This is a genomic window from Bosea sp. Tri-49 (assembly GCF_003952665.1).
Taxonomy (GTDB): Bacteria; Pseudomonadota; Alphaproteobacteria; order Rhizobiales; family Beijerinckiaceae; genus Allobosea.
The window spans coordinates 3500495-3527407 of record NZ_CP017946.1; the positions used below are offsets into that span (position 1 = coordinate 3500495).

24 protein-coding genes are annotated in these 26913 nt (G+C 67.2%); 12 read left to right on the forward strand and 12 right to left on the reverse strand.

Annotated features, from left to right (window positions below):
* Positions 1–31: 31 nt before the first annotated feature.
* Entirely contained in the window at positions 32–1714 is a 1683-nt protein-coding gene (locus BLM15_RS17075; protein ID WP_126113874.1) for a peptide ABC transporter substrate-binding protein, read from the reverse strand.
* A 279-nt stretch (positions 1715–1993) separates the two neighbouring features.
* On the opposite strand from BLM15_RS17075, the gene BLM15_RS17080 reads away from it, so the two are divergent.
* Both BLM15_RS17080 and BLM15_RS17085 read left to right on the forward strand, forming a co-directional pair.
* Positions 1994–3322: an NAD(P)/FAD-dependent oxidoreductase gene (locus BLM15_RS17080; protein ID WP_126113875.1), complete on the forward strand. Its 1329-nt coding sequence runs from the start codon at positions 1994–1996 to the stop codon at positions 3320–3322.
* A 137-nt stretch (positions 3323–3459) separates the two neighbouring features.
* Positions 3460–4782 (forward strand): NAD(P)/FAD-dependent oxidoreductase, encoded by a 1323-nt coding sequence (locus BLM15_RS17085; RefSeq protein ID WP_126113876.1) that lies wholly within the window; start codon positions 3460–3462, stop codon positions 4780–4782.
* A gap of 3 nt (positions 4783–4785) precedes the next feature.
* On the opposite strand, the gene argE is transcribed toward BLM15_RS17085, so the two are convergent.
* Positions 4786–5928 (reverse strand): acetylornithine deacetylase, encoded by a 1143-nt coding sequence (argE, locus tag BLM15_RS17090; RefSeq protein WP_126113877.1) that lies wholly within the window; start codon positions 5926–5928, stop codon positions 4786–4788.
* Positions 5929–6139: 211 nt separating this feature from the next.
* Between argE and BLM15_RS17095 the strand changes: the two genes are divergently transcribed.
* Positions 6140–6808 carry a haloacid dehalogenase type II gene (locus BLM15_RS17095; RefSeq protein WP_126113878.1) on the forward strand — a complete coding sequence of 223 codons (669 nt, stop codon included), beginning with the start codon at positions 6140–6142 and terminating at the stop codon, positions 6806–6808.
* Between the two features lie 2 nt (positions 6809–6810).
* Positions 6811–8280: an aldehyde dehydrogenase family protein gene (locus BLM15_RS17100; protein WP_126113879.1), complete on the forward strand. Its 1470-nt coding sequence runs from the start codon at positions 6811–6813 to the stop codon at positions 8278–8280.
* A gap of 18 nt (positions 8281–8298) precedes the next feature.
* Here BLM15_RS17100 and BLM15_RS17105 read toward each other — a convergent pair whose 3' ends face one another.
* Positions 8299–9252, reverse strand: a complete 954-nt coding sequence (locus BLM15_RS17105) for a LysR family transcriptional regulator (RefSeq protein ID WP_126113880.1) — start codon at positions 9250–9252, stop codon at positions 8299–8301.
* Positions 9253–9482: 230 nt separating this feature from the next.
* Between BLM15_RS17105 and BLM15_RS17110 the strand changes: the two genes are divergently transcribed.
* The 6 genes from BLM15_RS17110 to BLM15_RS17135 all read left to right on the forward strand — a co-directional run bounded on the left by BLM15_RS17110 (position 9483) and on the right by BLM15_RS17135 (position 15554).
* Complete coding sequence (locus tag BLM15_RS17110) at positions 9483–10568, forward strand: ABC transporter ATP-binding protein (RefSeq protein ID WP_126113881.1); 1086 nt, start codon at positions 9483–9485, stop codon at positions 10566–10568.
* A gap of 29 nt (positions 10569–10597) precedes the next feature.
* On the forward strand, positions 10598–11302 hold the full coding sequence (locus tag BLM15_RS17115) for an HAD-IA family hydrolase (protein ID WP_126113882.1): 705 nt from the start codon (positions 10598–10600) through the stop codon (positions 11300–11302).
* 4 nt (positions 11303–11306) lie between these two features.
* Positions 11307–12623, forward strand: a complete 1317-nt coding sequence (locus BLM15_RS17120; RefSeq protein WP_126113883.1) for an NAD(P)/FAD-dependent oxidoreductase — start codon at positions 11307–11309, stop codon at positions 12621–12623.
* Positions 12624–12734: 111 nt separating this feature from the next.
* Positions 12735–13718, forward strand: coding sequence for an ABC transporter substrate-binding protein (locus BLM15_RS17125; RefSeq protein ID WP_236846762.1), 984 nt, complete (start codon positions 12735–12737; stop codon positions 13716–13718).
* A 241-nt stretch (positions 13719–13959) separates the two neighbouring features.
* Positions 13960–14772, forward strand: a complete 813-nt coding sequence (locus BLM15_RS17130; RefSeq protein ID WP_126116229.1) for an ABC transporter permease — start codon at positions 13960–13962, stop codon at positions 14770–14772.
* Positions 14769–15554, forward strand: coding sequence for an ABC transporter permease (locus BLM15_RS17135; protein WP_126113885.1), 786 nt, complete (start codon positions 14769–14771; stop codon positions 15552–15554). Before BLM15_RS17130 ends, BLM15_RS17135 begins: the two co-directional genes overlap by 4 nt.
* A gap of 107 nt (positions 15555–15661) precedes the next feature.
* Here the strand turns inward: BLM15_RS17135 and BLM15_RS17140 are convergent, their stop codons facing one another.
* The gene (locus tag BLM15_RS17140; RefSeq protein WP_126113886.1) at positions 15662–16939 is read right to left on the reverse strand and encodes an NAD(P)/FAD-dependent oxidoreductase; all 1278 of its coding nucleotides are present in this window, start codon (positions 16937–16939) and stop codon (positions 15662–15664) included.
* A 232-nt stretch (positions 16940–17171) separates the two neighbouring features.
* Between BLM15_RS17140 and BLM15_RS17145 the strand changes: the two genes are divergently transcribed.
* On the forward strand, positions 17172–17993 hold the full coding sequence (locus BLM15_RS17145) for a GNAT family N-acetyltransferase (protein ID WP_206438678.1): 822 nt from the start codon (positions 17172–17174) through the stop codon (positions 17991–17993).
* A 3-nt stretch (positions 17994–17996) separates the two neighbouring features.
* On the opposite strand, the gene BLM15_RS17150 is transcribed toward BLM15_RS17145, so the two are convergent.
* The 8 genes from BLM15_RS17150 to BLM15_RS17185 form a co-directional block, all read right to left on the reverse strand.
* Entirely contained in the window at positions 17997–18473 is a 477-nt protein-coding gene (locus tag BLM15_RS17150; protein WP_210212003.1) for an Lrp/AsnC family transcriptional regulator, read from the reverse strand.
* A 105-nt stretch (positions 18474–18578) separates the two neighbouring features.
* On the reverse strand, positions 18579–19973 hold the full coding sequence (locus BLM15_RS17155) for an aminotransferase class III-fold pyridoxal phosphate-dependent enzyme (protein ID WP_126113889.1): 1395 nt from the start codon (positions 19971–19973) through the stop codon (positions 18579–18581).
* 9 nt (positions 19974–19982) lie between these two features.
* Complete coding sequence (locus tag BLM15_RS17160; RefSeq protein ID WP_126113890.1) at positions 19983–20426, reverse strand: helix-turn-helix domain-containing protein; 444 nt, start codon at positions 20424–20426, stop codon at positions 19983–19985.
* Between the two features lie 149 nt (positions 20427–20575).
* A complete protein-coding gene (locus BLM15_RS17165) occupies positions 20576–22045 on the reverse strand; it encodes an NAD-dependent succinate-semialdehyde dehydrogenase (RefSeq protein WP_126113891.1) in 1470 nt (489 codons plus the stop codon).
* Positions 22046–22057: 12 nt separating this feature from the next.
* A complete protein-coding gene (locus BLM15_RS17170; protein WP_126113892.1) occupies positions 22058–22984 on the reverse strand; it encodes a 2-hydroxyacid dehydrogenase in 927 nt (308 codons plus the stop codon).
* A 19-nt stretch (positions 22985–23003) separates the two neighbouring features.
* Complete coding sequence (locus BLM15_RS17175; protein WP_126113893.1) at positions 23004–23864, reverse strand: GNAT family N-acetyltransferase; 861 nt, start codon at positions 23862–23864, stop codon at positions 23004–23006.
* Between the two features lie 36 nt (positions 23865–23900).
* The gene (locus tag BLM15_RS17180; protein ID WP_164547545.1) at positions 23901–24608 is read right to left on the reverse strand and encodes a cupin domain-containing protein; all 708 of its coding nucleotides are present in this window, start codon (positions 24606–24608) and stop codon (positions 23901–23903) included.
* 194 nt (positions 24609–24802) lie between these two features.
* On the reverse strand, positions 24803–25738 hold the full coding sequence (locus BLM15_RS17185; RefSeq protein WP_126113895.1) for a LysR substrate-binding domain-containing protein: 936 nt from the start codon (positions 25736–25738) through the stop codon (positions 24803–24805).
* Positions 25739–25857: 119 nt separating this feature from the next.
* Between BLM15_RS17185 and BLM15_RS17190 the strand changes: the two genes are divergently transcribed.
* The gene (locus tag BLM15_RS17190) at positions 25858–26892 is read left to right on the forward strand and encodes an ABC transporter substrate-binding protein (protein ID WP_126113896.1); all 1035 of its coding nucleotides are present in this window, start codon (positions 25858–25860) and stop codon (positions 26890–26892) included.
* The last annotated feature ends 21 nt before the right edge of the window (positions 26893–26913 follow it).

A 26913-nucleotide genomic window follows, 5' to 3' on the forward strand; every position in this document is an offset into this window, starting at 1 on the left:
CATGCCGGCGCGGTTCAGATCACGCACCACGTCACTTGGCCCAGTACCACTGGCCCATGTTCCAGGTGTTCTGCCTGGCGTTGATGTTGGGCTGGTAGCCGATCAGCCCCTCCTTGTAGCCCTCGACCGGCGCATACTGGTAGATCGGCAGGATCGGCAGTTCCTCGCGCACCAGCACCTGCAGTTTCTGGTAGATTTCCTTGCGCTTCGCCGTGTCGAAGGTCTCCTGGCCCTGCTTCATTAGCGCATCGGCCTCGGCGTTCTGCCACTGCATCTGGTTGGCGCCGTTGCCGCTCTTGGCCGGGATCGCGTCCGAGCCGAAGCGATGCGCCGGATCCGGGTCGATCACCGTGCGGAAGGCAGTACCGACCAGCAGGGACTGGAACTTGGAGCGGGTGTAGAACTCGCCCCAGATCACCGCGGCGGGCATGTTGTTGATCGCCATCTTGATGCCGATCTGCTGCCAGTCCTGCTGCATCAATTGCTGGCACTGCTCGCGTAGCGCCGCGCCCGTCGTGGTCGAGACCGCGAACTCCAGCGGCACGCCGTTCTTCATGCGCACGCCCGAGCCGGAGCGCTTCCAGCCGGCATCGTCGAGGATCTTGCCGGCGAGCGCGGGATCGTAGACCTGCTTCGGCAGGTTCGGGTCATAGGCCCAAGATTCTTGCGGCATGAAGGATTCGGTCGGGATGTGCAGGCCGTAGAAGACGATGTCGATGATCGCCTGCTTGTTGATCGAGGCATAGAGCGCCTTGCGCACCGCCTTGTCCGACAGGGCAGGGTGCTCGAGATTCGGCATCAGCACCTCGAGCGAGGCGCTCGGGATCTTCACCACCTTGCGGCCGGGCAGCTTGACCGCCTCGGCATAGAAATTGGCCGGGATGCCGGTGCCGATGATCAGGTCGACCTGGCCGGTGCGGAACTGGGCGTAGAGCGCGGTCTGGTCCGGCACGTATTTCAGCACCGCCTTTTCCAGATAAGGCCCCTTGCCGTGGTATTTCTCGTTGGCGACGAGCTGGATGTTGTCGCCCGGTGTGCGCGTGCCCCATTTGAACGGGCCGGTGCCGACCGGCGCACCGTTGAACGGGGCCGTGTTCGGATCGGCCGCCTTCTCCAGCAGATGCTTGGGCACGATGAAGGTGTTGGAAAGCAGCGCGAGATAGGGCGCATAGGCCTTCTCCATGCGCCAGGAGATCTCGAGCGGGCCAGTGACCTTGATGTCCTTGACCAGCGAATGGCCGACGCGGGTGCGCGCCTTGAAGCCCGGCGCATTGATCAGCTCGAGCGTGTACTTGACGTCCTCGGCGGTGAACGGCGTCCCGTCATGCCAGGTGATGCCCTCGCGCAGCTTGACCTTCCAGGCGAGGCCGCCTTCCGAGATGCCGCCATTGGCCTCGCTCGGCACCTCGGCCGCGAGGTCGGGGACCAGCGAGCCGTCGGGCTGGGCCAGCCACATCGTGTTGAAGATCTGCATCCAGACGGTCTCGTCGACCTCGATGCCGGGCATCAGCGGGTTGAAGGCGGTCGGCTCCTGCGACAGGCCGACCACAACCTGGCCACTCGGCTTCGCGGGCGGGGGCGGAGGCGCCTTGCCCTGGGCGCGAGAGCCGAGACCGGACGCGGCGAGGATGCCGCCGGCGCCCAGCGCCAGGACCTCGCGGCGATGCAGGGCAGGCAAAGCGAGGCCGGACGCCTTCGTGGACGGCTTGTTCATCGTTGATCCCCTCGTTGTCGACGGCCTTACGAGACCGTGGCACGGCCGCCGCCTTTTGCTTGGCGGCTGGCCGTATCGGCCGTCGAATTGACGGCCCGGCCCCATCATAGGCAGGCCCCGACCGGCGATGGTCACCGTCCTGTGCGGGGACAACCAAAAGAATCTGCCGAATCCTGCCCTTCCTTTGGCATAGGGTTCCAGGCGGATCGGGCTTGAATACCGGCCTCCCGCCCGGTCGGCGCTGCCAGCACGACCTTTCCCGCCAAGGACAACGCCGCCATGTCGCCACCGGTCAACCGCGTCCACAGCGACGAAGCCTTGCCCGCAGCAGCCGACGTCGTGGTCATCGGCGGCGGCATCGCCGGCGTCACCGCCGCCTATCATCTGGCGAAGAAGGGGCATTCGGTCGCGCTGGTCGAGAAGGGCTATCTCGCCGGCGAGCAGTCGAGCCGTAACTGGGGCTGGTGTCGCCAGCAGAACCGCGACCTGCGCGAGCTGCCGCTGGCGATGCGGGCGGTCGAGATGTGGAACGGGCTTTCGGAAGAGGTCGGTGCCGATGTCGGCTTCCGCCGCAGTGGTCTGACCTATCTGACGACGCGCCAGTCCGATCTGGATGCCTGGGAAGGCTGGGGCGAGAAGGCCCGGCAATACCAGATGCAGACGCGCATGCTGAGCGCCGAGGAAGCCAAGGCCATGGCGCCACATGCCAAGGGCGAGTGGGTCGGCGGCGTGCATTCACCCACCGACGGCCGGGCCGAGCCTGCCATGGCCGTTCCCGCGATCGCCGAGGCGGCCCGGCGTCTCGGTGTCACCATCCATCAGGATTGCGCGGCGCGTGGTCTCGAAACCGCCGCTGGGCGCGTCTCAGGCGTCGTCACCGAGAAGGGCACGATCCGCACCTCGACGGTGCTGCTCTCCGGTGGTGTCTGGACGGCGATGTTCGCCCGCCACCACGGCATCCGCATGCCGCTCGCGGGCATCAAGTCGACCTCGTTCTTCACCGGGCCGGCCCCTGAGATCACCATGGGCGGCATCTCGACCCCCGATCTCACTATTCGCCGCCGGGTCGATGGCGGCTTCACCGTCGGCATCAGCGGGCGCGGCCTGCTCGAGCTCTCGCCGCACGGCATGCTCAACGCCCAGCCGTTCTGGCGCACCTTCAAGAAGCGCCACAAGCTGCTGACGATCCGGGCCGGCAAGTCCTTCTTCTTCGGGCCGGAAGCGCTGATGCGCTGGAGCAACGATACGATCTCGCCGTTCGAGAAAATGCGGACCTATGACCCGCCGCCACAGGAGGAGCTGATCACCTTCGCCAAGAAGCGGCTCGGCGAGATCTTTCCGCAGCTCGCCACTGTCGAGATCAAGCACAAATATGGTGGTTTGATCGATTTCACGCCCGACTGGGTGCCAGTCATCTCCGCTGTCGACAAGCTGCCGGGCCTACATGTCTCTGCCGGCTTCAGCGGCCATGGCTTCGGCATCGGCCCGGCGGCGGGGCGGCTCGCAGCCGATATCGTCGCCGGCGATGCCCCGATCGTCGACCCTACCCCCTATCGCTACAGCCGCCTCGTCGACGGGACCGACCTCGGCGAGCCCGGTCTGATGTGACGCAAGCCCCTGCCCTAGAACCCGTTCCGATCAGATTGATCCAATCCGATCGGATCCGGCTCTAGCCACATAGTCCCGCCGCACAGGGACATCCCGGGCCGTGCCGCTTCGTGGCATGGCCGCCTCCGGAGCCATCCATGCCACTGACCATCGAACGCATCGCCAGCAGCGAGGCGCTGCCCGCCGCCGCGGATGTCGTCGTCATCGGCGGCGGCATCGTCGGCGCGGCGGCGGCCTATTATCTGGCACGGCGCGGCCGCTCGGTGGCTCTGGTCGAGAAGGGCGTCGTCGGCGGCGAGCAGTCGAGCCGCAACTGGGGCTGGTGCCGCAAGCAGAACCGCGACGCCCGCGAATTGCCGCTCGCGATCCGCGCCATGGAGCTCTGGGAGAGACTGAGCGAGGAGCTCGGCTGCGACAGCGGTTTTCGCCGCTGCGGCCTGGTTTACGCCAGCAGCGATGCCGCACAATTGGCGCAATGGGAGCGCTGGCGCGAGACCGCCAGGGCCTTCGGCGTCGAGACCAGGATGCTGACCGGAACAGAGACCGCAGCGATGACTGCCGCCAGTGGTCGGAGCTGGCTCGGCGGGCTGCATTCCGTCACCGACGGCAAGGCCGAGCCGGCGCTCGCAGCGCCGCTGATGGCCGACGGCGCCCGCCGCGCCGGCGCCAGCGTCCATCAGGGCTGCGCGGCACGCGGGCTCGACATCACCAACGGCGCCGTCACCGGCGTCGTCACCGAGAAGGGTACGATCCGCACCAATGCGGTGGTGCTCGCAGGCGGCGCCTGGGCCTCGGCCTTCTGCCGCCGCCACGGCATCGCCTTCCCGCAGGCAAGCATCCGCGCGACCAGCCTGCGCACTGAAGCAGCGCCGGAGTTCCTCGACGCCTTCTACACCCCCGAGATCGCGCTGACTCGCCGCCTCGACGGAAGCTACACAATCGCGATCAGCGGCAAGGGCACGCTCGAGATCACGCCGCAGGGCCTGCGCTACGCGCGCGACTTCCTGCCGATGTTCATCAAGCGGCTGAAGGCGGTCGAACTCGGCATCGGCTCCTCCTTCTTCAAGGGGCCGGAAGCGTTCGGCAGCTGGAAGCTCGACGAGGTCACGCCGTTCGAGACGATCCGCGTGCTCGATCCGGCGCCGAGCCGGCGTGCGCTTGCGACCCTGCTCGAGCGCGCCCATGCCATGTTCCCGGCCTTGAAGACCGTCGCCGTGCGCGAAAGCTGGGGCGCCTATATCGATTCCACACCCGATGCGGTCCCGGTCATCTCGCCGGTCGCCGGCCTCTCCGGCTTCGTGCTGGCAGCCGGCTTCAGCGGCCACGGCTTCGGCCTCGGCCCCGCCGCCGGCCATCTCGCCGCCGATCTCGCCACCGGCGACACGCCGATCGTCGATCCGCGCCCGTTCAGGCATGCCCGCCTCGTCGACGGCTCCCGCGGCGCGATCGGCGAGTTCTGAGGTTCAGCTGAGCCGGTCGGCGACACCAGCGATCATCGCCATCGCTCCAGTGAGCTCGGCATCGGTGATGTACTCTTCCGGCTTGTGGGCGCGGTCGACATCGCCTGGCCCGCAGACGATCGCGGCGATGCCGGCGCGCTGGAACCGGCCGGCCTCAGTGCCGTAGCTCACGGCAGCCTGGCGCGCCTGGCCCGAAGCCGCCTCGGTGAAGGCGACCAGTGGATCGGCCTCGTCGAGTGCGAGCGGCGGGTAGTCGCTCATGGTCTCGAAGCTGAACGCGACCTTGTGCCCGGTCGCGGCAGCCTCGCGCGCGATCCGCTCGGCGACACCGGGCAGGAAGCCGAGCAGATCGGCAGGCTCCTGGCCGGCGATGGCGCGGGCCTCGACCTCGAACACGCATTGCGCCGGCACGATGTTGATCCCGGTGCCGCCCCTGATCACGCCGACCTGGATCGTCGAATAAGGCGGTGCAAAAGCTTCGGCGAAAGGCCCTTGCACGGCATGGCGCAGCGCCTCCTCATGGATCGCGGCGATCAAGCTGGCGGCGTAGTGAATCGCGTTGTCGCCAAGATCGGTGCGCGATGAATGCCCTGCCTTGCCATCGACCGTAACGCGCTGGGCGATCTTGCCCTTATGGGCCAAAACCGGCCGCAAGCCACTCGGCTCACCGACGATGCAGCCGAGCACGGGCGGACATAGCTCCGGCAGTCGCGCGATCAGATGGCGCACGCCGACGCAGCCGACCTCCTCGTCATAGGACAGCGCGATGTGCACCGGCCGCGCCAGCTTCTTGCCGACGAGGGCGGGAACGCTCGCCAGCATGCAGGCGACGAAGCCCTTCATGTCGACTGCGCCGCGCCCGATCAGGCGTTCGCCGTCGCGGCGCAGCTTGAAGGGATCGCCGACCCAGCCTTCCGGCGCCGCCGGAACCACATCGAGATGGGCCGAGAGTATGACGCCGCCTTCGACTCTCGGCCCAATCGTCGCGAACAGGTTGGCGCGGTCGCCCTCCGGCCCCGGCATGATCACGCTGTCGACGCCGTGGCCGGCAAGATAGGCGCGGACATGCTCGATAATCGCCCCGTTCGGGGTGCGACAGACGGAGGGAAAGCCGACGAGATCGGCGAGAACGGTTTCGACGGTCATGGGATTCGCTTGAGGTTGGTTCAGCCGAAACTCGGCGAGGCGGCCTAGCATGTCCATCCTGCCCCGACTGCCGCAGCAATCCATGCCGAAGCATACCCGCTCATCGGCAGAATATTCGGTCGCGTCGATCGGATTCCGCCTCCCTCGCCGCGCTCGCACTCTAGCCTCTTCCCAACGGCAGACAGCCGTCGCAACGAGCAAGAGCGAGACGATGAGCAGCTTCCGGCCGAAATTCATCACCTTCGACTGCTACGGCACGCTGATCTATTTTGAGATGGCTCCGGCCGCCCGGCGCGCCTATGCCGGCCGTCTTTCGCCCGAGCAGATGGACGCATTCTGCGACGCCTTCTCGAGCTATCGTCTCGACGAGGTCCTCGGCCCGTGGAAGCCCTATCAGGATGTCGTCAGCAATGCGGTGGAGCGGACCTGCAAGCTGCTCGGCGTCGCCTATGATCCGGCCGATGCCCAGGCCATCGTCGACGAGATCCCGAGCTGGGGCCCGCATCCCGACGTAACGGCCGGTCTCGCCAAGGTCGCGAAGGAAATCCCGCTCGTCGTCCTCTCGAACTCGATGACCGCCCTGATCCCGCATTCGGTCGCCAAGCTCGGCGCGCCCTTCCACGCCGCCTATACCGCGCAGGATGCCCAGGCCTACAAGCCTCGCATGCGCGCCTTCGAGTACATGTTCGACATGCTCGGCTGCGGCCCGCAGGACGTGATGCACTGCTCGTCGAGCTTCCGCTACGACCAGATGACCGCCTACGACATGAAGATCGCTCGCCGCGTCTTCGTCAATCGCGGCCACGAGCCGGCGAACCCCTATTACAGCACGCACGAGATCAAGGACATTGGCGGCCTGCCGGCCCTGGTCGGGCTCTGATCATGCCGGGTGATTTCGACCCGGCCACGATCCACGTCACGACCGGGCATTTCATCGCCGGCGAGGCGATCGGCGGCGGCGAGACGATACCGGTCGCTCGGCCATCCGACCTCGTCGACTATGCCGAGATCCCGATCGCCGACGCCGCCATGGTCGACCGGGCCGTCGGCAGCGCTCATGCAGCCGTCGCCGCCAGCGGCTGGGCGACGAGACCGCCTCGCGAGCGCGCCCGCATCTTGAGGCGCTGGGCCGAGCTCATCGAAGCCAATGCCGAAGAACTCGGCCGGATCGAAGCCGTCGGATCGACGCGGCCGATCTCCCAGGCCGTGACCGGCGACGTCGCAGCCACGGCCGACGGCATCCGCTTCTTCGCCGAATGGGCCGACAAACTCGGGGGCGAAGTCGCGGCGACGCGCAGCGACAATCTCGGCCTGATCGTCTCCGAGCCTTATGGCGTCGTCGGCGCGATCGCGCCCTGGAACGTGCCGCTCAGCACCGCGTCGTGGAAGCTCGGCCCAGCGCTCGCGGCGGGCAATGCGATCGTGCTGAAGCCGTCGGAACTGACGCCGTTTTCCGCCGTCAGGCTGGCGCAGCTCGCGATCGAGGCGGGCATGCCGGCCGGCATCTTCAATATCGTCCAGGGTACCGGCGTCACAGGCGATGCGCTGGCGCGCCATCCGGGTATCGGCAAAATCTCGTTCACCGGATCGACGCGGACCGGCGCTGCGATCATGAAGGCGGCGGCTGAGAGCGGCATCAAGCCGGTGACGCTCGAGCTCGGCGGCAAGAGCCCGCAGCTCGTCTTCGCCGATGCCGATCTTGAGAAAGCGGCGACCTGCATCGCCAGCTCGATCCTGGCCAATTCCGGACAGGGCTGCGTCGCCGGCTCGCGGGTGATCGTGCAGCGCCCGATCGCCGAGGCCCTGATCGACCTGTTGAAGGTCAAGCTCCCCCGGATCACGCCGGGGCACACCTGGAAGGCTGCGACCGATTTCGGCCCGATCGTGTCCGAGGTGCAGGCTCGCCGCATCGACCGCATCGTTACCGCCAGCCGGGAGCAAGGCGGCGAGGTGCTGCTCGGCGGCGGCCTGATGGCCGGCTATGGCGGCGCCTATTACCAGCCGACGATCATCGCCAACGTGACCGCCGACAATGCCGCTGTGCGCGAGGAGATCTTCGGACCGGTTCTCACCATCCAGACCTTCGCCGATGAGGACGAGGGCTTCGCCCTCGCCGACCATCCCGAATACGGCCTCGCCGCCGGCGTCTACACCCGCGATCTCGGCCGGGCCTTGCGTGCCGTGCGCCGGTTGCAGGCCGGCACCGTCTGGGTCAACCGCTACAGCCGCACGCTCGACTTCATCCTGCCGACCGGCGGCTACAAGAGCTCCGGTATCGGCAAGGATCTCGGCCGGCAGGCGGTCGAGCAGAACCTGCGGCACAAGACGGTGCTGATCGACATCGCGAACTGAATGCACCGCGCAGCACCGTCAGCCGTAGCAGGCCTGCCTCAAACCGAGGCCGGGATGAAGCGCGTCGATTGCCTCGATCTCGGCCTTCAGCTCCGCCCCGATCCAGTCCCGGATCGCGCGGACGACCGGACTCGGCGGGCGGTTGCGCGGCGTCAACAGCACGCAGTTGCGCTCGCCGCGCGTCAGCCGGTCGCTCGCCGGCACCAGCGCGCCTGACCTCAGCGCATGCGAGACGACGGTGATCCAGCCGAAGGCGACGCCCTGGCCGAGCAGCGCCGCCTGCACCACCACGGCGTAGTCCGAGAAACTCAGCGTCTTGACCGGTCCGGGCCGGCCGGTAGCGAAGGGCGGATAGCGTTCGGCCCAGTCGAGCGCGGAATCGGTCAGGTTGATGATCGTGTTGCCCTCGCCCGTCACCTCGGCTTCGGGCTCGGCCTGCCGGTAGCCGGGGCTGCAGATCGGCAGCATCACCTCACGCACCACCATCGCCTCGGCCGGCACCGCCTCGTCGCCATCGAGGAAGCGCATGCCGAGATCGACATTGTCGACCGGGCCGCGCAGGGAGCCGGCGATCATCTGGAAGCGCAGGTCGACTGCGGGAAACCGGCGCTGGAAATGGTCCATGCGCGGCATCAGCCAATGCGTGGTGAAGGCGGAGGAGACCGAGATCGTCACCGTCTCCTTGCCGCCGCGTAGCTGCTCGACCTCGCGCAGGCCCGCTTCGATGCTGCGGAAGCCGTCGGCGACGCGGCGATAGAGCACTTCGCCCTCCGGTGTCAGGATCGCGCCCCTCCCGCCGCGCTCGAAAAGTCGCAGGCCGAGATGGCTCTCGAAGCGCGACAGCATGCGGCTGACCGCCGGCTGGGTGACGTTCAGCTCCTCGGCTGCGCGGGTGAAACTGCCGCTGCGCGCCGCCGCCTCGAAGACGAAGAGCGCATTGCTCGACGAGACCATGCGGCGCAGCTCTGACATTACACCAGGTTATGTTCTCCCTGATTATTTGGCAATTGCGACAGGGGGCCGAAATCCCGTTTCATGAGCTGATCGAATGCAGCTTGCGGTGACGGCCCGGCAGAGGCCCGCACCGCCGAACAGCACCAGCGCCGGCACGGATCGCCATAAGATCACCTTATGGCCCGTCCCGAAAACGGTCTTTGCCTGCGCAGTGCCGCGATGTCGCTGTATCCGGACGGGAGAGTGCCATGGCCAACATAGGCGGCGAACGCGTCGAGATCAGATCGGCGAGCAAGCATTACGGCTCGGTGCGTGCGCTCGACGATGTCTCGCTCGACATCGCCCCGCAGGAATTCGTCTCGCTGCTCGGCCCGTCCGGCTCGGGCAAGACCACCTTGCTCGGCATTCTCGGCGGCTTCATCCAGCCTTCCGGCGGCTCGGTCCATCTCGGCGGCCGCGACGTCACCTATACCCCGCCGCACAAGCGCGACATCGGCATCGTCTTCCAGAACTACGCGCTGTTCCCGCATATGAGCGTCGGCGAGAACGTCGCCTTTCCCCTGAGAGCGCGGCGCCTGCCCAAGTCGACCTATGCCGAGAAGGTCCGCGGCGCGCTCGCCATGGTCGACCTCGCCGGCTACGAGGAGCGCGGGATCGGCCAGCTCTCCGGCGGCCAGCGCCAGCGCGTCGCGCTCGCCCGCGCCATGATCTTCGAGCCGCGCCTGATCCTGATGGACGAGCCGCTCTCGGCGCTCGACAAGCAACTACGCGAAAACATGCAGATCGAGCTGCGCCAGCTCCACAAGCGGCTGGGCGCGACGATCATCTACGTCACGCACGACCAGCGCGAGGCGCTGACGATGAGCGACCGCGTCGCCATCCTGAAGGACGGCAAGCTGGTCCAGATCGACAGGCCCGAGCGCCTGCACGACCATCCCGCCAACGCCTTCGTCGCGAGCTTCATCGGCGAGGCGACGCTGCTGCCGGTCCAGCGCGCCGGGCAGGACAGCGTCTCGCTCGCCGGCACCGTGCTGAAGAGCGCCCGGCCGATCGCGCCGAACGGCGAGCTTGTGCTCGCGATACAGACCGAGAAGCTGCTGGTCGAGGACGGCTCCGGCAACCCCGAGCGCAACCGGCTCGAAGCCCGGGTCACCGATATCGTCTTCCAGGGCGAGAGCCTGCGGGTCTTCCTCGCGCTCGACGACGGCACGGCGCTCAGCCTGCGTCAGCCCAGCCATTACGAGGCCGCCCGTCGCATCCCGCCGGTCGGCGAGCGCCTCGCCGTCAGCCTCCACCCGCAGGACACGATCATCGTGCCGAAAATCGGCGCCTGATCTCCCTCCCCCAGCAGAGACGCAAGACCATGGCCCTCAGCGATTTCAAGGTTCTCACATTCGACGTCGTCGGCACGCTGATCGACTTCGAGGCCGGCGTCCTCGGCGCGGTCCGGCGCCTTGGCGGCCCGGCTGCCGCCAAGCTCAGCGACGACGAGATCTTCGCGCCCTATCTCAAGGGCCGCGAGCTGCATTACGAGCGCTCGAGCGAAGTGATGAAGCTGGTCTACATCCACCTCGCCAAGGAACTCGGCCTGCCGAATGACGATGCCACGGCCGACGCCTTCCAGCTCGCCATCCTGCGCCATCCCGCCTTCCCGGATTCGGCTGCAGCGCTGACGCGACTGCGCAAGCACTACCGGCTGGTGGCGATGACCAATGCCGACCGGCCGAGCTTCACCTGCTACTCGCACACGCTCGGCAATCCGTTCCACGACAGCATCACCGCCGACGAGGCGATCCACCCCAAGCCCGATCCGCTCTACTTCGCCTATAATCGCGGCCGGCAATCGGCCTTCGGCTACAAGCAGGAGGAGATCCTGCATGTCGCGCAGAGCCAGTATCACGACATCCGTGTCGCCAAATCGCTGGGCTATGCCACCTGCTGGATCGAGCGGCGCCAAGGCCAGAAGGGCTTCGGCGGCACGCCGGCGGTGCCCGAGATCACCAAGCCCGATTATCACTTCACGACGCTGAAGGCGCTTGCCGACGCGGTCGAGGCGGAACGGGCCTGATCCCGTGACGGCCGCGCCGACATCCTGGCAGGCCCTCGACGCCGCGCCCTCGCTCTGGCGGGCGACGGCATCGCCGCTGCAGGCGCTGCCGGCGCTCGCCGGCGATGCGCAGGCCGACGTCGTGATCATCGGCGCCGGCTATACAGGGCTCTCGGCCGCCCATCATCTCGCCGCCAGCGGCCTTGCGCCACTAGTTCTGGAGGCGAACGAGCCCGGCTGGGGTGCGAGCGGGCGCAATGGCGGCGTCATCACCGCCAAGTTTCGCCTGTCCTTCCCGGCGATCGCCGCCAGCCATGGCCGGGACATGGCGAAACGCATGTACGACATCGCCCATGAGGCGACCGACATCGTCGCCGAGCTGGTCGGCGCCCATGGCATCGCGGACGCCGGCTTGACCCGCGCCGGCCAGGTCAAGGCGGCGCACAACCACGAGACGCTGGCCTATGCGGTGAAGGAAGCGCAGTGGCTGCGCGCCGAACTCGGCGACACCACGATGACCGTGCTCGATGCCGGACAGGTGCGTGAGGAGACCGGTTCCGCCGGGTTCGTCGGCGGCGTGCTCAATGCCGGCTCGGGCGGCATCCACCCGCTCAGCTATCTGCGCGGCCTCGCCCGCGGCGTGGCCTCGCAGGGCATCCCCGTCCATAGCCAGACGCCGGCACTCAGCCTCAAGCGCGAACGCGACGGCGTGCTGGTCGAGACGCCGCGGGGCACGGTGCGGGCCAGGCAGGCGATCATCGCCACCAACAGCTACTCAGACCTGACGCCCGCGACCCGCGAATACCAGCGCACGCTCATCCCGTTCCGCAGCGCGATCATCGCGACGCAGAAACTCTCGCCGAACCTCGCTGCCAGCGTGATGCCGACAGGCCGGACCTATACCGAGACCAAGCGGATGATGCGCTGGTTCCGCATGGTCGACGACCGGATCGTCTTCGGCGGCCGCGGCGCCTTCGGCAAGACGGATTCCGCCGCCGCCTTCGCCGCCCTGCACAAGGCGATGGTCGGCATCTTCCCGCAGGTCGCCGACGTGCCGCTGGCCTTTTCCTGGTCCGGACTCGTCGCGATGACGCTCGATTCCGTGCCGCATGTCGGACGCGTCGACGACCGAGTCATGGTCGCCATGGGCTACAACGGCGCCGGCGTCGCCATGTCGAGCCTGATGGGGCGCTATCTCGCTGCCTTTGCGCGCGGCGAGCGCCCCGATGTCGGGCTGCTCGACGTCGGCCGCATGCGGCCCGTGCCCTTCTACCCACTTCGAGAACCGGCCGTCCGCCTGGTCGCCGGTTGGTACCAGTTTCTAGACGCGATCGGACGGTAGGCCTCGAAGCTCCGATCCAAAACAACAGGGGAACAGGACATGGCTAAGAGCTTGAAGATCCGGACTGCCTGCGCCGCAGCAGGCTTATCCCTCGCGCTGCTCGGCTCCGCCATGGCGGCCGAGCAGATCATGTTCGTCTCGCAGGGCGGCGCCTATCAGAAGGCGCAGACCATCGCGATCCTCGACCCGAGCGCCAAGAAGCTCGGCATCACCATCAACCAGGACAGCGTGCCCGATGCCTGGCCGATCATGCGCTCGCAGGTCGCATCGGGTAAGCCGACCTGGGACGTCGTCGACGTCGCCACCAATTTCTGCTTGCGCGGCGGCGAGCAGGGCATCGTCGAGAAGCTCGACTTCAGCAAGATCCCGAACGCAGCAGCGATGCCGGCCGAGTACCGCAGCGACTACTCGGTGGCCTATGAGTTCTATTCGAGTGTGCTCGGCTACAATCTGAAGAAATTCCCGGACGCGGCCTCGGCGCCCAAGAGCTGGGCCGATTTCTGGGACGTGAAGAAGTTCCCGGGCCGCCGCTCGCTGCGCAACCACCCGCTCGCGACACTGGAAGCGGCGCTGATGGCCGACGGCGTCGCGCCCGACAAGCTCTACCCGCTCGATGTTGAGCGCGCCTTCAAGAAGCTCGAGGAGATCAAGCCGAACATCACGGTCTGGTGGACCTCGGGCGCCCAATCGGCGCAGCTCCTCAATGACGGCGAGGTCGACATGGTGATGGCCTGGAACGGCCGCATCAGCGCGCTGACCAAGGAAGGCGCCAAGGTCACCTACACCTACAACCAGGGCATCCTGCAGAGCACCTCGCTTTGCGTGCTCAAGGGCGCGCCCAACCTGCCGACCGCGATCAAGTTCCTGAACGAGGCGGTCGACCCGGTGCACCAGGCCAATCTGCCGCTGCATATCGATTACGGCCCGGCCAACCCGAAGGCCTACGACACCAAGGTCATCTCCGAGGCGCGGGTCAAGGAGCTGCCGAGTGCGCCCGAGAATGCCAAGGTGCAGGCCCTGATGTCCTATGCCTGGTGGACCTCGCCGGCCGGCGAGGCGGCCGAGAAGCGCTGGCTGCAGTTCATGCAGAAATAAGCACAGCGCAACCCTGTCATTCCGGGGCGCCGCGAAACGGTGAGCCCGGAATCCAGAAACGATGCCGGTTCCAGATCGGGAGTTCGCCTCCCCTCTCTCGATCGAACGCATCGGCTCTGGATTCTGAGGCTCGATCCTTCGGATCGCTCCGGAATGACACCGACCTCGTGAGAGCAGGAGCAGACGGCTCGTGAGCGCGATCGATCCATCCCTCGCCCATCAGCGCCGCGAGCAGGCGCTGATGACGCTGCTCGCGGCGCCTGCCGTGCTGGTGATCGTCGCGCTGGTGGTGATCCCGGTCGGCTGGCTGGCGGCCCAGTCGATCTATGACAACGGCTTCACGCTGGAGCACTACCGCCGCATCTTCACCGAGGAGGTCTACTGGCGCAGCTTCGCGCTGACCTTCCGCATCGCCCTGATGGTGACGGTTCTCACCTTGCTTCTTGGCTATCCGGTCGCCTATGCGGCGGCCCACGCCAAGCGGCCCTGGAACGTGCTGATCCTGGCCTGCGTGATGCTGCCGTTCTGGACCAGCGTGCTGGTGCGCGCCTATGCCTGGCTCGTGCTGCTGCAGCGAACCGGCGTCGCCAACCAGCTGCTCGAACGCTTCGGACTGATCACAGAGCCTCTGGCGATGGTCCACAACGAGCTCGGCACGGTGATCGCGACCGTGCACATCCTCCTGCCCTTCATGGTGCTGCCGCTCTACTCGACCATGCAGAAGATTCCGCGCGAGCTGATGCTCGCCGGCGCCAGCCTCGGCGGCGGCCCGCTCTACAGCTTCCTGCGCATCTTCCTGCCGCTGTCGCTGCCGGGCGTCGTCGCGGGGCTGACTCTCGTCTTCGTGCTGACGCTCGGCTTCTACATCACGCCCGAGCTGCTCGGCGGCGGGCGCACCGTGATGATCTCGATGGTGGTGAGCCGCAATGTCGAGCTTTACGCGCAGTGGGGAGCAGCGAGCGCGGTCGGCGTCGTGCTCCTCACCTGCGTACTCGCGATCTTCGCCGCCGTCGGCCGCATCATCCCCCTCGACAAGATGCTGGGGCAGAAATGAAAACCTCGCTGCTGCCGCGCCTCGCCTTCGGCCTCGTCGTCGGGCTCGTCCTGATCTACCTGATGCTGCCGGTGCTGATCATCGTGCCGATGTCGTTCTCGAGCACGCGCTTCCTGACCTTCCCGCCGCCGGCGCTCTCGCTGCGCTGGTACGCCGAGTATTTTGGCAACCCGAACTGGATGCAGGGCACGCGCATGAGCCTGATGCTCGGCGTGCTGACCGTATTGATCGCGACACCGCTCGGCACTGCCGCGGCCTATGCCATCAGCAACGCCCAGAACCGGCTGATGCGCTCGCTGCATATGGTGCTGATGCTGCCACTGATCGTGCCGATCATCATCGTCGCGATCGGCATCTTCTTCGTCTACGCCAAGCTCGACCTGATCCAGACGCTGACCGGGCTGGTGCTGGCCAATGTCATGCTCGGCCTGCCCTATGTCATCACCTCGGTCGTCGCCGGCCTGCAGAGCTTCGACAAGACGCAGGAGATGGTGGCGCGCAGCCTCGGCATGAACCGCCTGCGAGCCTTCCTCACCGTGACGCTGCCGCAGATCAAGGCCAGCGTCTTCGCCGGCGCCGTCTTCGCCTTCATCTCGGCGATCGACGAGACGATCATCGCGCTCTTCGTGTCGGGCGGTCAGTACCAGACCCTGACCAAGCGCATGTTCACCGCCCTGCGCGACGAGATCGACCCGACCATCGCCTCGATCTCGACCCTGTTGACCGTCGCCTCTTTCCTGCTCGTCCTGCTCGCCATGAGCGGACAGAAGAAGGACACGTAGAAGGCTCCATCAGAGGCCGCTTTGGAGCGCGCTCTGGTGAGTCGACTGGCGTGGTCGTCGAGAACCGGAGCGGAGCGGACTTTTCGTCCGTGAGCACCGGAGCGGGCTCAGTGTCGCCAGTCCTGATAGCGATAATAGGCGCCGACGAAGGGCAGGAACCATGGCGGGCCGAAATGGCCGGGCACTGCCGGCCAGTCGAGCCCGGCGAAGGGGTTCGCCTTCGTCTCGCCGCCCATGACCCTGGCCATGGCCTGCCCCATATGCACCGACATCTGGGTGCCGTGGCCGCTATAGCCGAGCGCGTGGAAGATGCCGTCGCGCTCGCCGGCGCGCGGCAGCCGGTCTGCCGTCATGTCGACGAGCCCGCCCCAGCAATAGTCGATGCGCGTATCCGCGAGCTCCGAGAAGAGCTCCAGCATGCGGACCCTCAGGATCGCGCCGCTCTTGGCGTCCGAGGCCGGGCTCGACAGCGCAAAGCGCGCCCGCCCCCCAAAGATCAGCCGGTTGTCAGGTGTGAGCCGGAAATAGTTGCCGATGTTCTTGGTCGTTGTTGCCGTCCGCCGTGTCGGCATGATCGCCGCGGCGCGCTCGGGCGAGAGCGGCTCGGTCGCGATGATGAAGCTACCGACCGGCACGATGCGGCGCCGGAGCCAGGCGAAGGGCCCCCGGCGCGAGGCGCCGGTCGCGAGCAGCACCTGCCCGGCTTCCAGCGTCCCCCGGCTGGTGACGACGCGGTGGGCATGGCCGCTCAGCCGCTCGAGTCCGGTCACCGCCGCATTCTCATGGATCGCCGCACCATTGCGCGCCGCCGCCTCGGCGAGGCCGACGCCGAAGCGGCCCATATGCATATGGGCGCTGCGCGGATAGAGCAGCCCACCGAAGAAGCCGTCCGAGCCGATCTCGCGGCGAATCTCGGACGGCGACACGACGGCCAGGTCCGGCTCAACCGTGCGCCGCAGCAGCACGGCGCTCTTCTCCAGCTTGGCGAAATGCTCCGGCTTGGCGGCGAGCTTGATCTTGCCGGTGCGGATGAAATCGCAATCGATCGCCTCGCGCGCGACCAGCGCCTCGACGGTGTCGACAGCGCTGTCGAAGGCGCGATAGAGCGCGACCGCCTTCTCCTCGCCGAGGCTGGCGGCAAGGCTGCCGAGATCATGCGCGAGGCCGTTATTGCAATGCCCGCCATTGCGTCCGGAGGCCTCGCCGATCACGCGCCCGGCCTCCAGCACGGCGACGCTCGCCCCCGACTTCGCCAAAGCTAGCGCTGCCGACAGGCCGGTGAAGCCACCGCCGACGATGGCGACATCGACCTTGCCGGCGATCGGAGCCGTAGAGCCGGCGGTGAATCTCGGCGCCGTCGCGAGCCAGTAAGGTTCGAGCTTCATGGAAGACAGGGCCTCAGTGCTTCGGACAGGACGGCAAGGATATCATTTCGCCGGTCGAGCCGGCTCCAGCCGCCGAGAATACCGCCTTACCCGGCAGGTTCTTGGACGATTTTGCAGTTCTCCGGCCCTTGCTGCCCGCCTATAGTCGGCCCGTATTCAAGCAACGAGGCCTGCAGCGGTGGCTTACAATACGGCTCGGCGCCGGCTCGATTACGAGCTCGCCATCAGGCCGATGACAGAAGCGGATATCTCCCAGGCGCACCAGCTCTCCGTCGGTGTCAGCTGGCCGCATCGGCCGGAGGACTGGCGCTTCGTGCTGGAGGTCGGGCACGGCTTCGTCGCCTGCGACGCGATCGACCGGGCCCTGGCCTCGGCGATGTGGTGGCCGTACGGGCCGCATTTCGCCACGGTAGGCATGGTCATCACCTCACCGCGCCTGCAGATGCAGGGCGCCGGGCGGCGACTGATGGACACGATCTTCGAGCAGGCGGGCGATCGCGACCTCAGGCTGAATGCGACGCGCGCCGGCTACCGCCTCTATCGCTCGCTCGACTTCCAGCCGATCGGCCGGATCTTCCAGCATCAGGGCCGCGTCCAGGCGCCGGCCGGTGCTGCGCCCGACGAGTTCGCTGTCCGCCCGGTGACCGCCGCGGACGGCGAGGCGATCGCCCGGCTCGACGCCGACGCCTATGGCGCCGACCGCTCGCGTGTGATGGCAGCGCTGATGAAGCTCGCAACCGGGACGGTGATCGAGCGGGACGGCGCGCTGGTCGGCTTCGCGCTCTGCCGCCGTTTCGGCCGCGGCCATGTCGTCGGCCCTGTCGTCGCCGAGAGCGACGAGGCGGCGATCGCGCTCGTGCGGCCGCATGTACTCGCCCATGACGGCCAGTTCCTGCGTGCCGACACCGCCCAGGAGCAGGGCAAGTTCGGCGGCTTCCTCGAAGATTGCGGCATGACCGTCTTCGACACGGTGACGACGATGATCCGCGGCCGCAATCACGGTCCGAGCGGTCAGGCGCGGACCTTCGGCCTCGTCACCCAGGCGCTGGGTTGAGCGCTACAGGCCGAACAGCACCGGGAGCGGATAGCCCGGTTTCTGGATCGGCGACTTGATCACGATGTAGCTGAAGTATTTGGAGATGCCGATATTGCGGTCGAGCAGCGTCTCGATCAGCGACTGGTAATGGGTCAGCCCGCGCGTGACGAACTTGACGAGATAATCGTAGCCGCCGCTGACCATATGGCACTCGACCACCTCGTCGACGCGCCGGAGCGCCGTCTCGAAGCGGATGAAGTATTCCTTGGTGTGGTCGGCCAGGGTGATCTCGGTGAAGACGGTGATCGTCTCGCCGAGCTTCTGCAGGTTGATGGTCGCGCCGTAGCCGGAGATGAAGCCGGCCTGCTCCAGCCGCTTGACCCGCAGCAGGCACGGGCTCGGCGACAGCCCCACCGCATCGGCCAGATTGACGTTCGTCATCCTGCCGTTGTTCTGCAGCTCGATCAGGATCTTCATGTCGATGCGGTCGAGCCGCACACCCGGTGTCACGACGAATGCCTCATGCCAGAGCCGCCTTGCGACACCCTAGAGGCTCTCGCGTCCTTCCGACAAGGAACGGCGGCGTAGCCGAGCAAGCAAATCTCACGCCGCCTTCGCCATCGCCAGGCCCGCCGCCACCTCCGGCAGCGCCATGACCTCGTCGAGCGTCTTGCGCAGCCGCGTCACGATCAGGTCGATCTCCGCCTCGCTGCAGCAAAGGGGCGGCGCAAGGCCGATGATGTCGTCGGCGAAGGCGCGGAAGATCACGCCATTGGCGTAGCCACGGGCGAAGAGGTGGTCCGGCAGCTTCGCTTCACGCGGGAGCTTCTGCTTCGTCGCCTTGTCGGCGACCAGTTCGACGCCGGCGAGCAGACCGCGTGCCCTGACCTCGCCGACGAGCGGATGATCGGCGAGTGTCGCCAGGCGTTCCTCGAAATAGGCCCCGACGCGCTGGCCGTTGGCGAGGATGCCGCCTTCCTCGTAGAGGCGCAGCACTTCGAGCGCGACGGCGGCGCTGACCGGATGGCCCGAATAAGTGTAGCCATGGCCGATCGGCCCGCCGGCCGGCGCGTTGTCGGCGATGGCGCGGTAGACCTTCTCGCCGATGGCGAGCGCGCCGAGCGGCGCATAGCCCGAGGTCAGCCCCTTGGCCATGGTCATCATATCGGGCACGACGCCTTCAGCCTCGCAGGCGAACATCGGGCCGGTACGGCCGAAGCCGGTAATGACCTCGTCGGCGACGAAGAGGATGTCGAGCTCGGCTGCCGCCTCGCGCATCGCCTTGAGCCAGCCCTTCGGCGGCACGATGACGCCGCCCGAACCGATCACCGGCTCGCAAAAGAAGGCCGCGACGTTCTCGGCGCCGAGCTCCGCGACCTTGGCGCGCAGCGAGGCGACGCTCGCCGCGATCACCGCCGCGTCGCCCGAGCCGGTCGGGCTGCGATAGGCATAGGGCGGGGCGACGTAGTGATTCACATGCGCCGGAAAGTCGAAATTGGCGTGGAAGGCCGGCAGCGCCGTGACGCCCGCGCCCGTCGAACTCGAGCCGTGATAGCCGCGCTCAAGTGAGAGGATCGCCTTCTTCGTCGGCCGGCCGGTGACGTTGTAGTAAAACTGGATCAGGCGCAGCGCGCTATCGACGGCATCCGAACCGCCCAGCGAGAAATAGATGTGATCGAGATCGCCGGGGGTGAGCTCGGCGAGCTTGGCGGCAAGCCGGATCGTCGGCTCGCTGCCGAAGCTGAAATAGCCGGTAGCATAAGGCAGCTCGCGCATCTGGCGGGCGGCCGCCTCGACGATGCTGTCATGACCGTAGCCGACATTGACGCACCAGAGGCCGGCGAAGCCGTCGATCAGCTCATGGCCGTCGGCATCGGTGACGAAGGCGCCCTTGGCCGACTTCATCACGGTGACGCCGCGCTTCTCATGGCCGGCCCAGTTGGCGACCGGATGGACCCAGTGGCGGCGATCGAGAGCTTCGAGGGAATTGACGCTCATGGCGAGACCTCAGGCAGGACGGGAAGTCGGAACGGGAGAGAAGGCAGTGGGCGCCGGATAGGCGATCCGGCCGGCCCGCGATGGCGGGGACTGCACCTGCTCGCGCAGATAGCGGCCGGGAGTCGTGCCGTAGACGCTCTTGAAATGGCGCGAGAGATGGCTCTGATCGAAGAAGCCGGCGTCCAGCGCGGCCTGCGCCGCCGGGACGCCATCGGCGAGCAGCACCCGCGCATAGCGCACGCGCTGCCGGCAGACGAAGCGGTGCGGCGTCAAGCCGACCTGGCGGCGGAAGACGGTGACGAAGCGGCAGACGCTGAGGCCCGCCACGGCCGCCAGATCGTCGAGATAGAGAGCCTCGGTGAAATGCCGCTCGATATGGACCAGCGCCCGGCGGATGCCAGGGCTCTGCGGCTCGGCCGCTCGGGCGGCAGGACTGGAAACAGACTGGAGCATGGACCGCCTCGTCCTCTACTGGCGCAATAGCGCCTATCGGTAGAGGCTAGGAGCGGCCGGCCGGGGAGTGCGGTGGCTTTGGTGCGCCGCTTTGATATCCCCTGCCCAATTCGGGCACGCGATCGGCAGATCGTGCTTCGGCCTGTCCGTCAGGCGGACGCCAGCCCGCCAATGTGGAAGCTCTTCAGCTCGAGATACTCCTCGATGCCGGTCGCACCACCCTCGCGGCCGATGCCGGACTGCTTGACGCCGCCAAAGGGCGCCACCTCCATCGAGACCGAGCCGGTATTGAGGCCGACCATGCCGAATTCGAGGCGCTCGCCGACACGCCAGGAGCGTTTCAGATTCTCGGTGTAGAAATAGGCGGCAAGGCCGTAGGGCGTGCCGTTGGCGATCTCGATCGCCTCGTCCTCGTGTCGGAAGCGGAATAGCGGCGCCACCGGACCGAAGGTCTCCTCATTGGCCAACCGCATCCGCGTGGTCGCGCCGGTCAGCACCGTCGGCACCACGAAGCGGGAACCGTCGACCTCGCCTTGCGCCCCGGCGACGCGCGTTGCGCCGAGCGTGAGCGCATCGTCGAGATGCGCGTGGACCTTCTCGACGGCCGCCGCATTGATCAGCGGGCCAATGGTGACGCCGGCCTGACGCCCATCGCCGACCCGCATCGCCGCGACCGCCTTGGCGAGGCGATCGGCGAAAGCGTCGTGGATACCGTCCTGCACCAGGATGCGGTTGGCGCAGACGCAGGTCTGGCCGGCATTGCGGAACTTGCTGGCGATGGCACCGGCGACGGCTGCGTCGAGGTCAGCGTCATCGAAGACGATGAAGGGCGCGTTGCCGCCGAGTTCGAGGCTCAATCGCTTCAGCGTATCCGAGCATTGCCGCATCAACAGCGCGCCGACCCGGGTCGAGCCGGTGAAGGAGAGCTTACGCACCATGGGATTCTGCGTCAGCGCTGCGCCAACCCCTTGCGGCAGGCCGGTGACGATGTTGATCACGCCGGGCGGGAAACCGGCGCGCTCAGCCAGCACGCCGAGCGCCAGCGCCGAAAAGGGCGTCAACTCCGAGGGCTTCACCACGATCGGGCAGCCGGCGGCCAGCGCCGGCGCGCATTTGCGGGTGATCATCGCATTGGGGAAGTTCCAGGGCGTGATCGCGGCGGAGACACCGACGGGCTCCTTCAGGACGAGGATGCGGCGGTCAGCGGTCGGCGCCGGCACGGTGCTGCCATAGACGCGGCGCGCCTCCTCGGCGAACCATTTGATGAAGCCGGCGCCGTAGAGCACCTCGCCCTCGGCTTCCGCCAGCGGCTTGCCCTGCTCGGCCGTCATGATGCGGGCGAGGTCCTTGCGGTGTTCCAGCACGAGGTCGTGCCAGCGCTCCAGCAAAGCGGCCCGCTCGGTCGCCGGCCGCGCCTTCCACGCCGGAAACGCAGCCTCCGCTGCGGCGATAGCCGCGTTGGTTTCCGCCTCACCGCAGGCCGGAATCGTACCGATCTCGACGCCCGTCGCCGGATCGCGCACCGGCAGTTCCTCGCCGGAGGCGGCGCCGACCCACTCGCCGCCAATCAGGGCGCGGCCGACGAAAAGGCTGCGGTCTTCGAGAGCGACAATCGACATGCAGGACCTCGTTCAGTAGCCGCGATGGCGGTCGATCAGGCCGATCAGGGGTTCGCCCGCCTGGTGGCGCCGCAGGTTCTCAAGGACGATGTCGAGCGAGGCCTCCGAGCGCGAGCGGCTGGCGATATGCGGCGTGAGCAGGACCTTGGGATGGTTCCAGAGCGGATGCCCTGCCGGCAACGGCTCCGGCTCGCAGACATCCAGCACCGCCGCCGCGAGATGGTCGTTGTCCAGCGCCGCCAGCAGGGCATCCTGATCGAGATGGCCGCCCCGGCCGGCATTGACCAGCATCGCGCCCTGCGGCAGCTGGGCGAAGAGCTCGGCGCCGAGCAGGCCGCGCGTCGCATCGGTCAGCGGCAGCAGGCAGATCAGGATGTCGGTGCGGGCGAGGAAGGCCGGCAGTTCGTCATCGCCGGCGAAGGTCTCGATGCCGTCGACCTTATGCCGCGAACGGCTCCAGCCGGCGACCTCGAAACCGAATTCGGCGAGCTTCAGCGCGCAGGCCTTGCCGAGCATGCCGAGCCCGAGCACGCCGACTCGGCGCTCTGACGTCGGCCTGATACGGAGCGGCTTCCAGGCCTGTTCGCGCTGTGCCGCGATGTAGGGGACGAGATCCCGGTGCAGGGCCAGGACCGACATGGTGACGTATTCGACCATGCTGTCGACGAGGCCGGGCTCGATCATCCGCACGATCGGCAGCTGCGGCGGTATGTCAGCCAGGTTCAGCTGGTCGACACCGGCGCCGACCGAGACCAGCAATTCGAGATTAGGGAACTGGCCGAGCAGGTTGTCGGGCGGAAGCCAGGCGGCAAGATAGCGGATATCGGCGGGGTCGCCGATATCCGGCCAGATCCGAAACGGCAGCTCGGGCGCCTTCTGCGCCAATAGCCGCGTCCATTCCTCGCCGCGGGCGGCATCGGACTTGAGCAGTAGCGTCATCGTGTCGACCTCGCGGACATCAGCCGAGCGCCTGATTGATCAGGGCATGGAGGCGCGCCGGGCCGGGCGCGGCCGGCAGATCGCCGCGCACCATTGCGACAACGTCTCCTGCCGGTGCAAGACCATGCTGCGCCAGCCAATCGCCGAGCCCGGAGCCGAGCTGCAGATCGACCCGGATGAACTGGCCGGTCCGGCCATGCAGCCAGCAGGCGATCAGCGTGCGCGCGTCGGCTTCGTCAACCGCCACGACCGGGCCAATCGTATGGCCGCGGCCGAAGGCCCGCAGGATACTGAAGCCGACGGGCTGGTCGGCCCTCTCCAACACCAGGCACTCGCCACATCCCAGCAGGGCCGCAAGGCTCGGCCCGCGCTCCAAGCCGGTCGCGGCGCGGTCGAGACGCTCCAGAATGGGAAGGTCGGCGGAGCTTGCCGGACGCAGCCGCTCGCCAGCGCCAAGTTGCGGCGCGGCAACGGCGAGCACGTGCCCGTGCTGCTGGCGTACGCCACCGCAGGGCCGGAAGCCGCTTTTGGCATAGAGCGGCTCACCGGCGGCTGTGGCATTCAGCATCAGCGAGCGCCCTTCGGCCTGCACGAGCAGGGCCTGCATGAGACGCCGGCCGATGCCGCTTCCTTGCGCCTCGGGCGCGACGATGATCATCCCGAGCGTCGCATGGCTCTTGCCATAGGGCCACCACAGGGCCGAGGCGATGAGCTTGCCGTCTCGCACGCCGACGACGCCACCGCCGAGTCCGATCGCGAACTCCCAGTCCTCGCGGCGATACGGCCAGCCGACGCGCCGCGACAGCTCCGCGCCGAGCGCCGCGTCGCCGATCCCGATCTCGCGCAGCGTCAGCGCTTCCGGTGCGGCGACTTCAACCATTGGTAATCCCGGCCATGGCGCCGGGCCCCGGGGCGCTCACGCTCCGACCTCCTGGACGACATAGACCTTGGCGAGATGCTCATCGCTGTCCCAAGCGCATTGCGTGCCATAGGGGACGAATACGCTCTCGCCCGCCTTGACCTGAACCGGACGCCCGTCCTCCCCGGTGAGCGTGACGCTGCCAACGAGGATGTGCATCAGCTCGTTGACGGGCTGCGGGCGCAGGACGCGCCGATACGGCGTCGAATCCCAGATGCCGGCCCGCAAACGCGATGCCTCGTCGGTGAAGGCGTTGAAGCTGCGGCACTGTGGCACCGGCCCTTCGAGAAGATTGGATGGAGGCGGTGACGAGGGCGAAAGCGGCGCATCGGCCGGCAACTCCGTCACGCCGGGCGCTGCGGAAGCATCGCCGGTGCTGGCGCAGAAGGCCCAGCTCGTACCGGGCGCCGCCTCGACACGCAGAGCTGTGCCACGCGCGATCACGATACTCTCGCCGGTCTGGATCGAACGCTTGCTGCCGTCCGTGAGCGAAAAGTCGAGGCGTCCGGTCGTGACGACGAGTACCTCCGTGTGCGGGAAGGCCGCAGTTTCCGTCGCGCCGGAGAACGCAGCGCTCCCCACTGCCAGATCCTGCGCGCCGCTCCAGACGACCCCCCGGCCAACAGCGAAGGGATCCTGTTCGGAGAGCGACTTGATGCCGGAGGTGCCGGCACGATTGGCGAGTACGATCGGAACAGTCGACATGGAGGCCTCTCCCAGCATGATGGTGCTGAGCTAGGGTGTTTCGCACTCGGCGGATTGGAGAAAATTCTCGGGGCGACATGTCGGCGTCGCGCATGGGGCGACGTTGAATCACTCTTCTGCTGCGCAGATTCTGAATGTCCGTTTGAAGGCGGCTCACCAGGATCCGCAACTCGCGTCTTCCCTTAGAGGGTGAGCTACTCACACTTTGGCGAGAAGCAAGCGGCAGCCGCGGTTCCTTCGTCGGCTCTCTCCCCGACGGCCGCGCGCACTGCGTCGACGAAGTCGAGCGCCAAGGCGGACCTGAAGCGGCCGCTCGCCCAGACGACGCCGATCTCGTAGAGGACAGCGGGCCTGAACGGTCGCACCACGATGCCACGGCCGTGGAATTCGAAAGCGGTGAACGGGTCGACGATCGCCACACCGGCACCAGCGGCAACCAACCCGCAGGCGATCATCGAGAGCGGCGTTTCCACGCGCGCCTGCCGCGCAATGCCGGCGGATGAGAAAACCGCGTCGATGCGATACCGCATCGGCGTGGTCTGCTCGAGCGAGACAAAGGGCTCGCCGATGAAATCCGCCGGCTCCAGCACGGATTTCTCCGTCAGGCGATGGCCTTCCGGCAGGACCGCGACGCCTGACACGGGCGCCAGCATGTCCACCTCGATATTGGGGAAGTCGAGCGGGCCCTGCGCGAAGCCGACATCGCAAAAGCCGCTCGCGACCCAATCGACCACCTGCGACGAGATGCTGCCGTAGACGGCTGCCTCCAGCCCCGGCCGGTCCAGCATGAAGCGGCCGAGGATGCGCGGCAGGAAGCCGACATTGAAGGTCGGCAGCGCCGCGATCCTCAGTCGCCCGGACTCTCCGTCGCGCAGGCTTTTTGCAGCCCTTTCGATGCGGTCCAGCCCGACGAATTGACGCTCGACCTCGCGATAGAGCGACAGGGCCTCGTTGGTCGGCACGAGCCGCGTGCCGCGCTTCGCGAACAGCTTCAGGCCGAGCGCATATTGCAGGTCATGGATCAGGCGCGTCACCGCCGGCTGGCTGATGTGCAGCGCATGAGCCGCGGCGGTCACGCCGCCGGTCACGATCACCGTGCGGAAAGCCTCGATCTGGCGCGGATTCAGCATGGTTCAGGCCTCTGTCCAAATCATAACATTTCGACATGGATTGCTCGAATCATTCGATTTGACCAGTTCGAAACTTCCCCCGACCTTGGCGCATCACTCGAAAACGAGGAGGGGAAGCCATGAAATCGACCATCACATTTGCGCTCGTCGCCAGTACCGCGCTCGCTGGCTCCGTCGCATTCGCGCAGCAGAAGACGCTCTACGTCGCCGGCTATGGCGGCTCCTACGAGCAGGTCATGCGCAAGGAGGTCATCCCGGCCTTCGAGAAGCAGGCCAATGTCAAGGTCGAGTACGTCGCCGGCAATTCGACCGACACGCTCGCCAAGCTTCAGGCACAAAAGGGCAACCAGCAGATCGACGTCATCATCGTCGATGATGGCCCGGCCTATCAGGCGGTCTCGCTCGGCTTCTGCGGCACGCTGACCGACGCAGCGGTCTATGCCGATGTCGCTCCGGTGATGAAGTTCAAGTCGAACAAGGCGATCGGCCTCGGCATGGTCGCGACGGGCCTGTTCTACAACAAGAAGGCTTTCGAGGAGAACAAGTGGCCGGCGCCGACCTCCTGGACCGATCTCAAGGACGCCAGGTTCCGCAAGAAGCTGGTGATCCCGCCGATCAACAACACCTACGGCCTGCACGCGCTGATCGCCTTCGCGCAACTCGGCGGTGGCGGCGAGGCCAAGATCGAAGCCGGCTTCAAGACGATCAAGGACGAGATCAACGCCAACGTCCTCGCCTATGAGCCGTCGCCGGCGAAGATGACCGAGCTCTTCCAGAACGGCCAGGCCGTGATCGGCGTCTGGGGCTCGGGCCGCGTCAAGTCCTTCGCCGATACCGGCTTCCCGGCCGAATTCGTCTATCCGAAGGAAGGCGGCTACGCACTCGGCATCGCCGGCTGCCCGGTCGAGGGCTCGAAGAACGCCGCCGAAGCCAACGCCTTCCTGCAATACATGCTGACGCCGCCGGTCCAGGTCGTCATGGCGGTCGGCGGCGGGTCGGGGCCGGCCAACACCAAGGTCACGCTGACGCCCGAGCAGCAGAAAGGCTTGCCCTATGGCGAGCAGGTCAAGCTGCTGAAGGCCGTCGACTGGGATGTCGCCAACGACAAGCGCGAGGAGTGGACGCGCCGCTGGAACCGCGAGATCGAGCGCTGAGCCGCGCCGGCGGATCGGATC

Excerpts from the sequence above, each read along its gene's own strand:
- BLM15_RS17075 (WP_126113874.1), bottom strand. The coding sequence starts at position 1,714 with ATGAACAAGCCGTCCACGAAGGCGTCCGGCCTCGCTTTGCCTGCCCTG.
- BLM15_RS17080 (WP_126113875.1), top strand. The coding sequence starts at position 1,994 with ATGTCGCCACCGGTCAACCGCGTCCACAGCGACGAAGCCTTGCCCGCA.
- BLM15_RS17085 (WP_126113876.1), top strand. The coding sequence starts at position 3,460 with ATGCCACTGACCATCGAACGCATCGCCAGCAGCGAGGCGCTGCCCGCC.
- argE (WP_126113877.1), bottom strand. The coding sequence starts at position 5,928 with ATGACCGTCGAAACCGTTCTCGCCGATCTCGTCGGCTTTCCCTCCGTC.
- BLM15_RS17095 (WP_126113878.1), top strand. The coding sequence starts at position 6,140 with ATGAGCAGCTTCCGGCCGAAATTCATCACCTTCGACTGCTACGGCACG.
- BLM15_RS17100 (WP_126113879.1), top strand. The coding sequence starts at position 6,811 with ATGCCGGGTGATTTCGACCCGGCCACGATCCACGTCACGACCGGGCAT.
- BLM15_RS17105 (WP_126113880.1), bottom strand. The coding sequence starts at position 9,252 with ATGTCAGAGCTGCGCCGCATGGTCTCGTCGAGCAATGCGCTCTTCGTC.
- BLM15_RS17110 (WP_126113881.1), top strand. The coding sequence starts at position 9,483 with ATGGCCAACATAGGCGGCGAACGCGTCGAGATCAGATCGGCGAGCAAG.
- BLM15_RS17115 (WP_126113882.1), top strand. The coding sequence starts at position 10,598 with ATGGCCCTCAGCGATTTCAAGGTTCTCACATTCGACGTCGTCGGCACG.
- BLM15_RS17125 (WP_236846762.1), top strand. The coding sequence starts at position 12,735 with ATGGCGGCCGAGCAGATCATGTTCGTCTCGCAGGGCGGCGCCTATCAG.
- BLM15_RS17130 (WP_126116229.1), top strand. The coding sequence starts at position 13,960 with ATGACGCTGCTCGCGGCGCCTGCCGTGCTGGTGATCGTCGCGCTGGTG.
- BLM15_RS17135 (WP_126113885.1), top strand. The coding sequence starts at position 14,769 with ATGAAAACCTCGCTGCTGCCGCGCCTCGCCTTCGGCCTCGTCGTCGGG.
- BLM15_RS17140 (WP_126113886.1), bottom strand. The coding sequence starts at position 16,939 with ATGAAGCTCGAACCTTACTGGCTCGCGACGGCGCCGAGATTCACCGCC.
- BLM15_RS17145 (WP_206438678.1), top strand. The coding sequence starts at position 17,172 with ATGACAGAAGCGGATATCTCCCAGGCGCACCAGCTCTCCGTCGGTGTC.
- BLM15_RS17155 (WP_126113889.1), bottom strand. The coding sequence starts at position 19,973 with ATGAGCGTCAATTCCCTCGAAGCTCTCGATCGCCGCCACTGGGTCCAT.
- BLM15_RS17160 (WP_126113890.1), bottom strand. The coding sequence starts at position 20,426 with ATGCTCCAGTCTGTTTCCAGTCCTGCCGCCCGAGCGGCCGAGCCGCAG.
- BLM15_RS17165 (WP_126113891.1), bottom strand. The coding sequence starts at position 22,045 with ATGTCGATTGTCGCTCTCGAAGACCGCAGCCTTTTCGTCGGCCGCGCC.
- BLM15_RS17170 (WP_126113892.1), bottom strand. The coding sequence starts at position 22,984 with ATGACGCTACTGCTCAAGTCCGATGCCGCCCGCGGCGAGGAATGGACG.
- BLM15_RS17175 (WP_126113893.1), bottom strand. The coding sequence starts at position 23,864 with ATGGTTGAAGTCGCCGCACCGGAAGCGCTGACGCTGCGCGAGATCGGG.
- BLM15_RS17180 (WP_164547545.1), bottom strand. The coding sequence starts at position 24,608 with ATGTCGACTGTTCCGATCGTACTCGCCAATCGTGCCGGCACCTCCGGC.
- BLM15_RS17185 (WP_126113895.1), bottom strand. The coding sequence starts at position 25,738 with ATGCTGAATCCGCGCCAGATCGAGGCTTTCCGCACGGTGATCGTGACC.
- BLM15_RS17190 (WP_126113896.1), top strand. The coding sequence starts at position 25,858 with ATGAAATCGACCATCACATTTGCGCTCGTCGCCAGTACCGCGCTCGCT.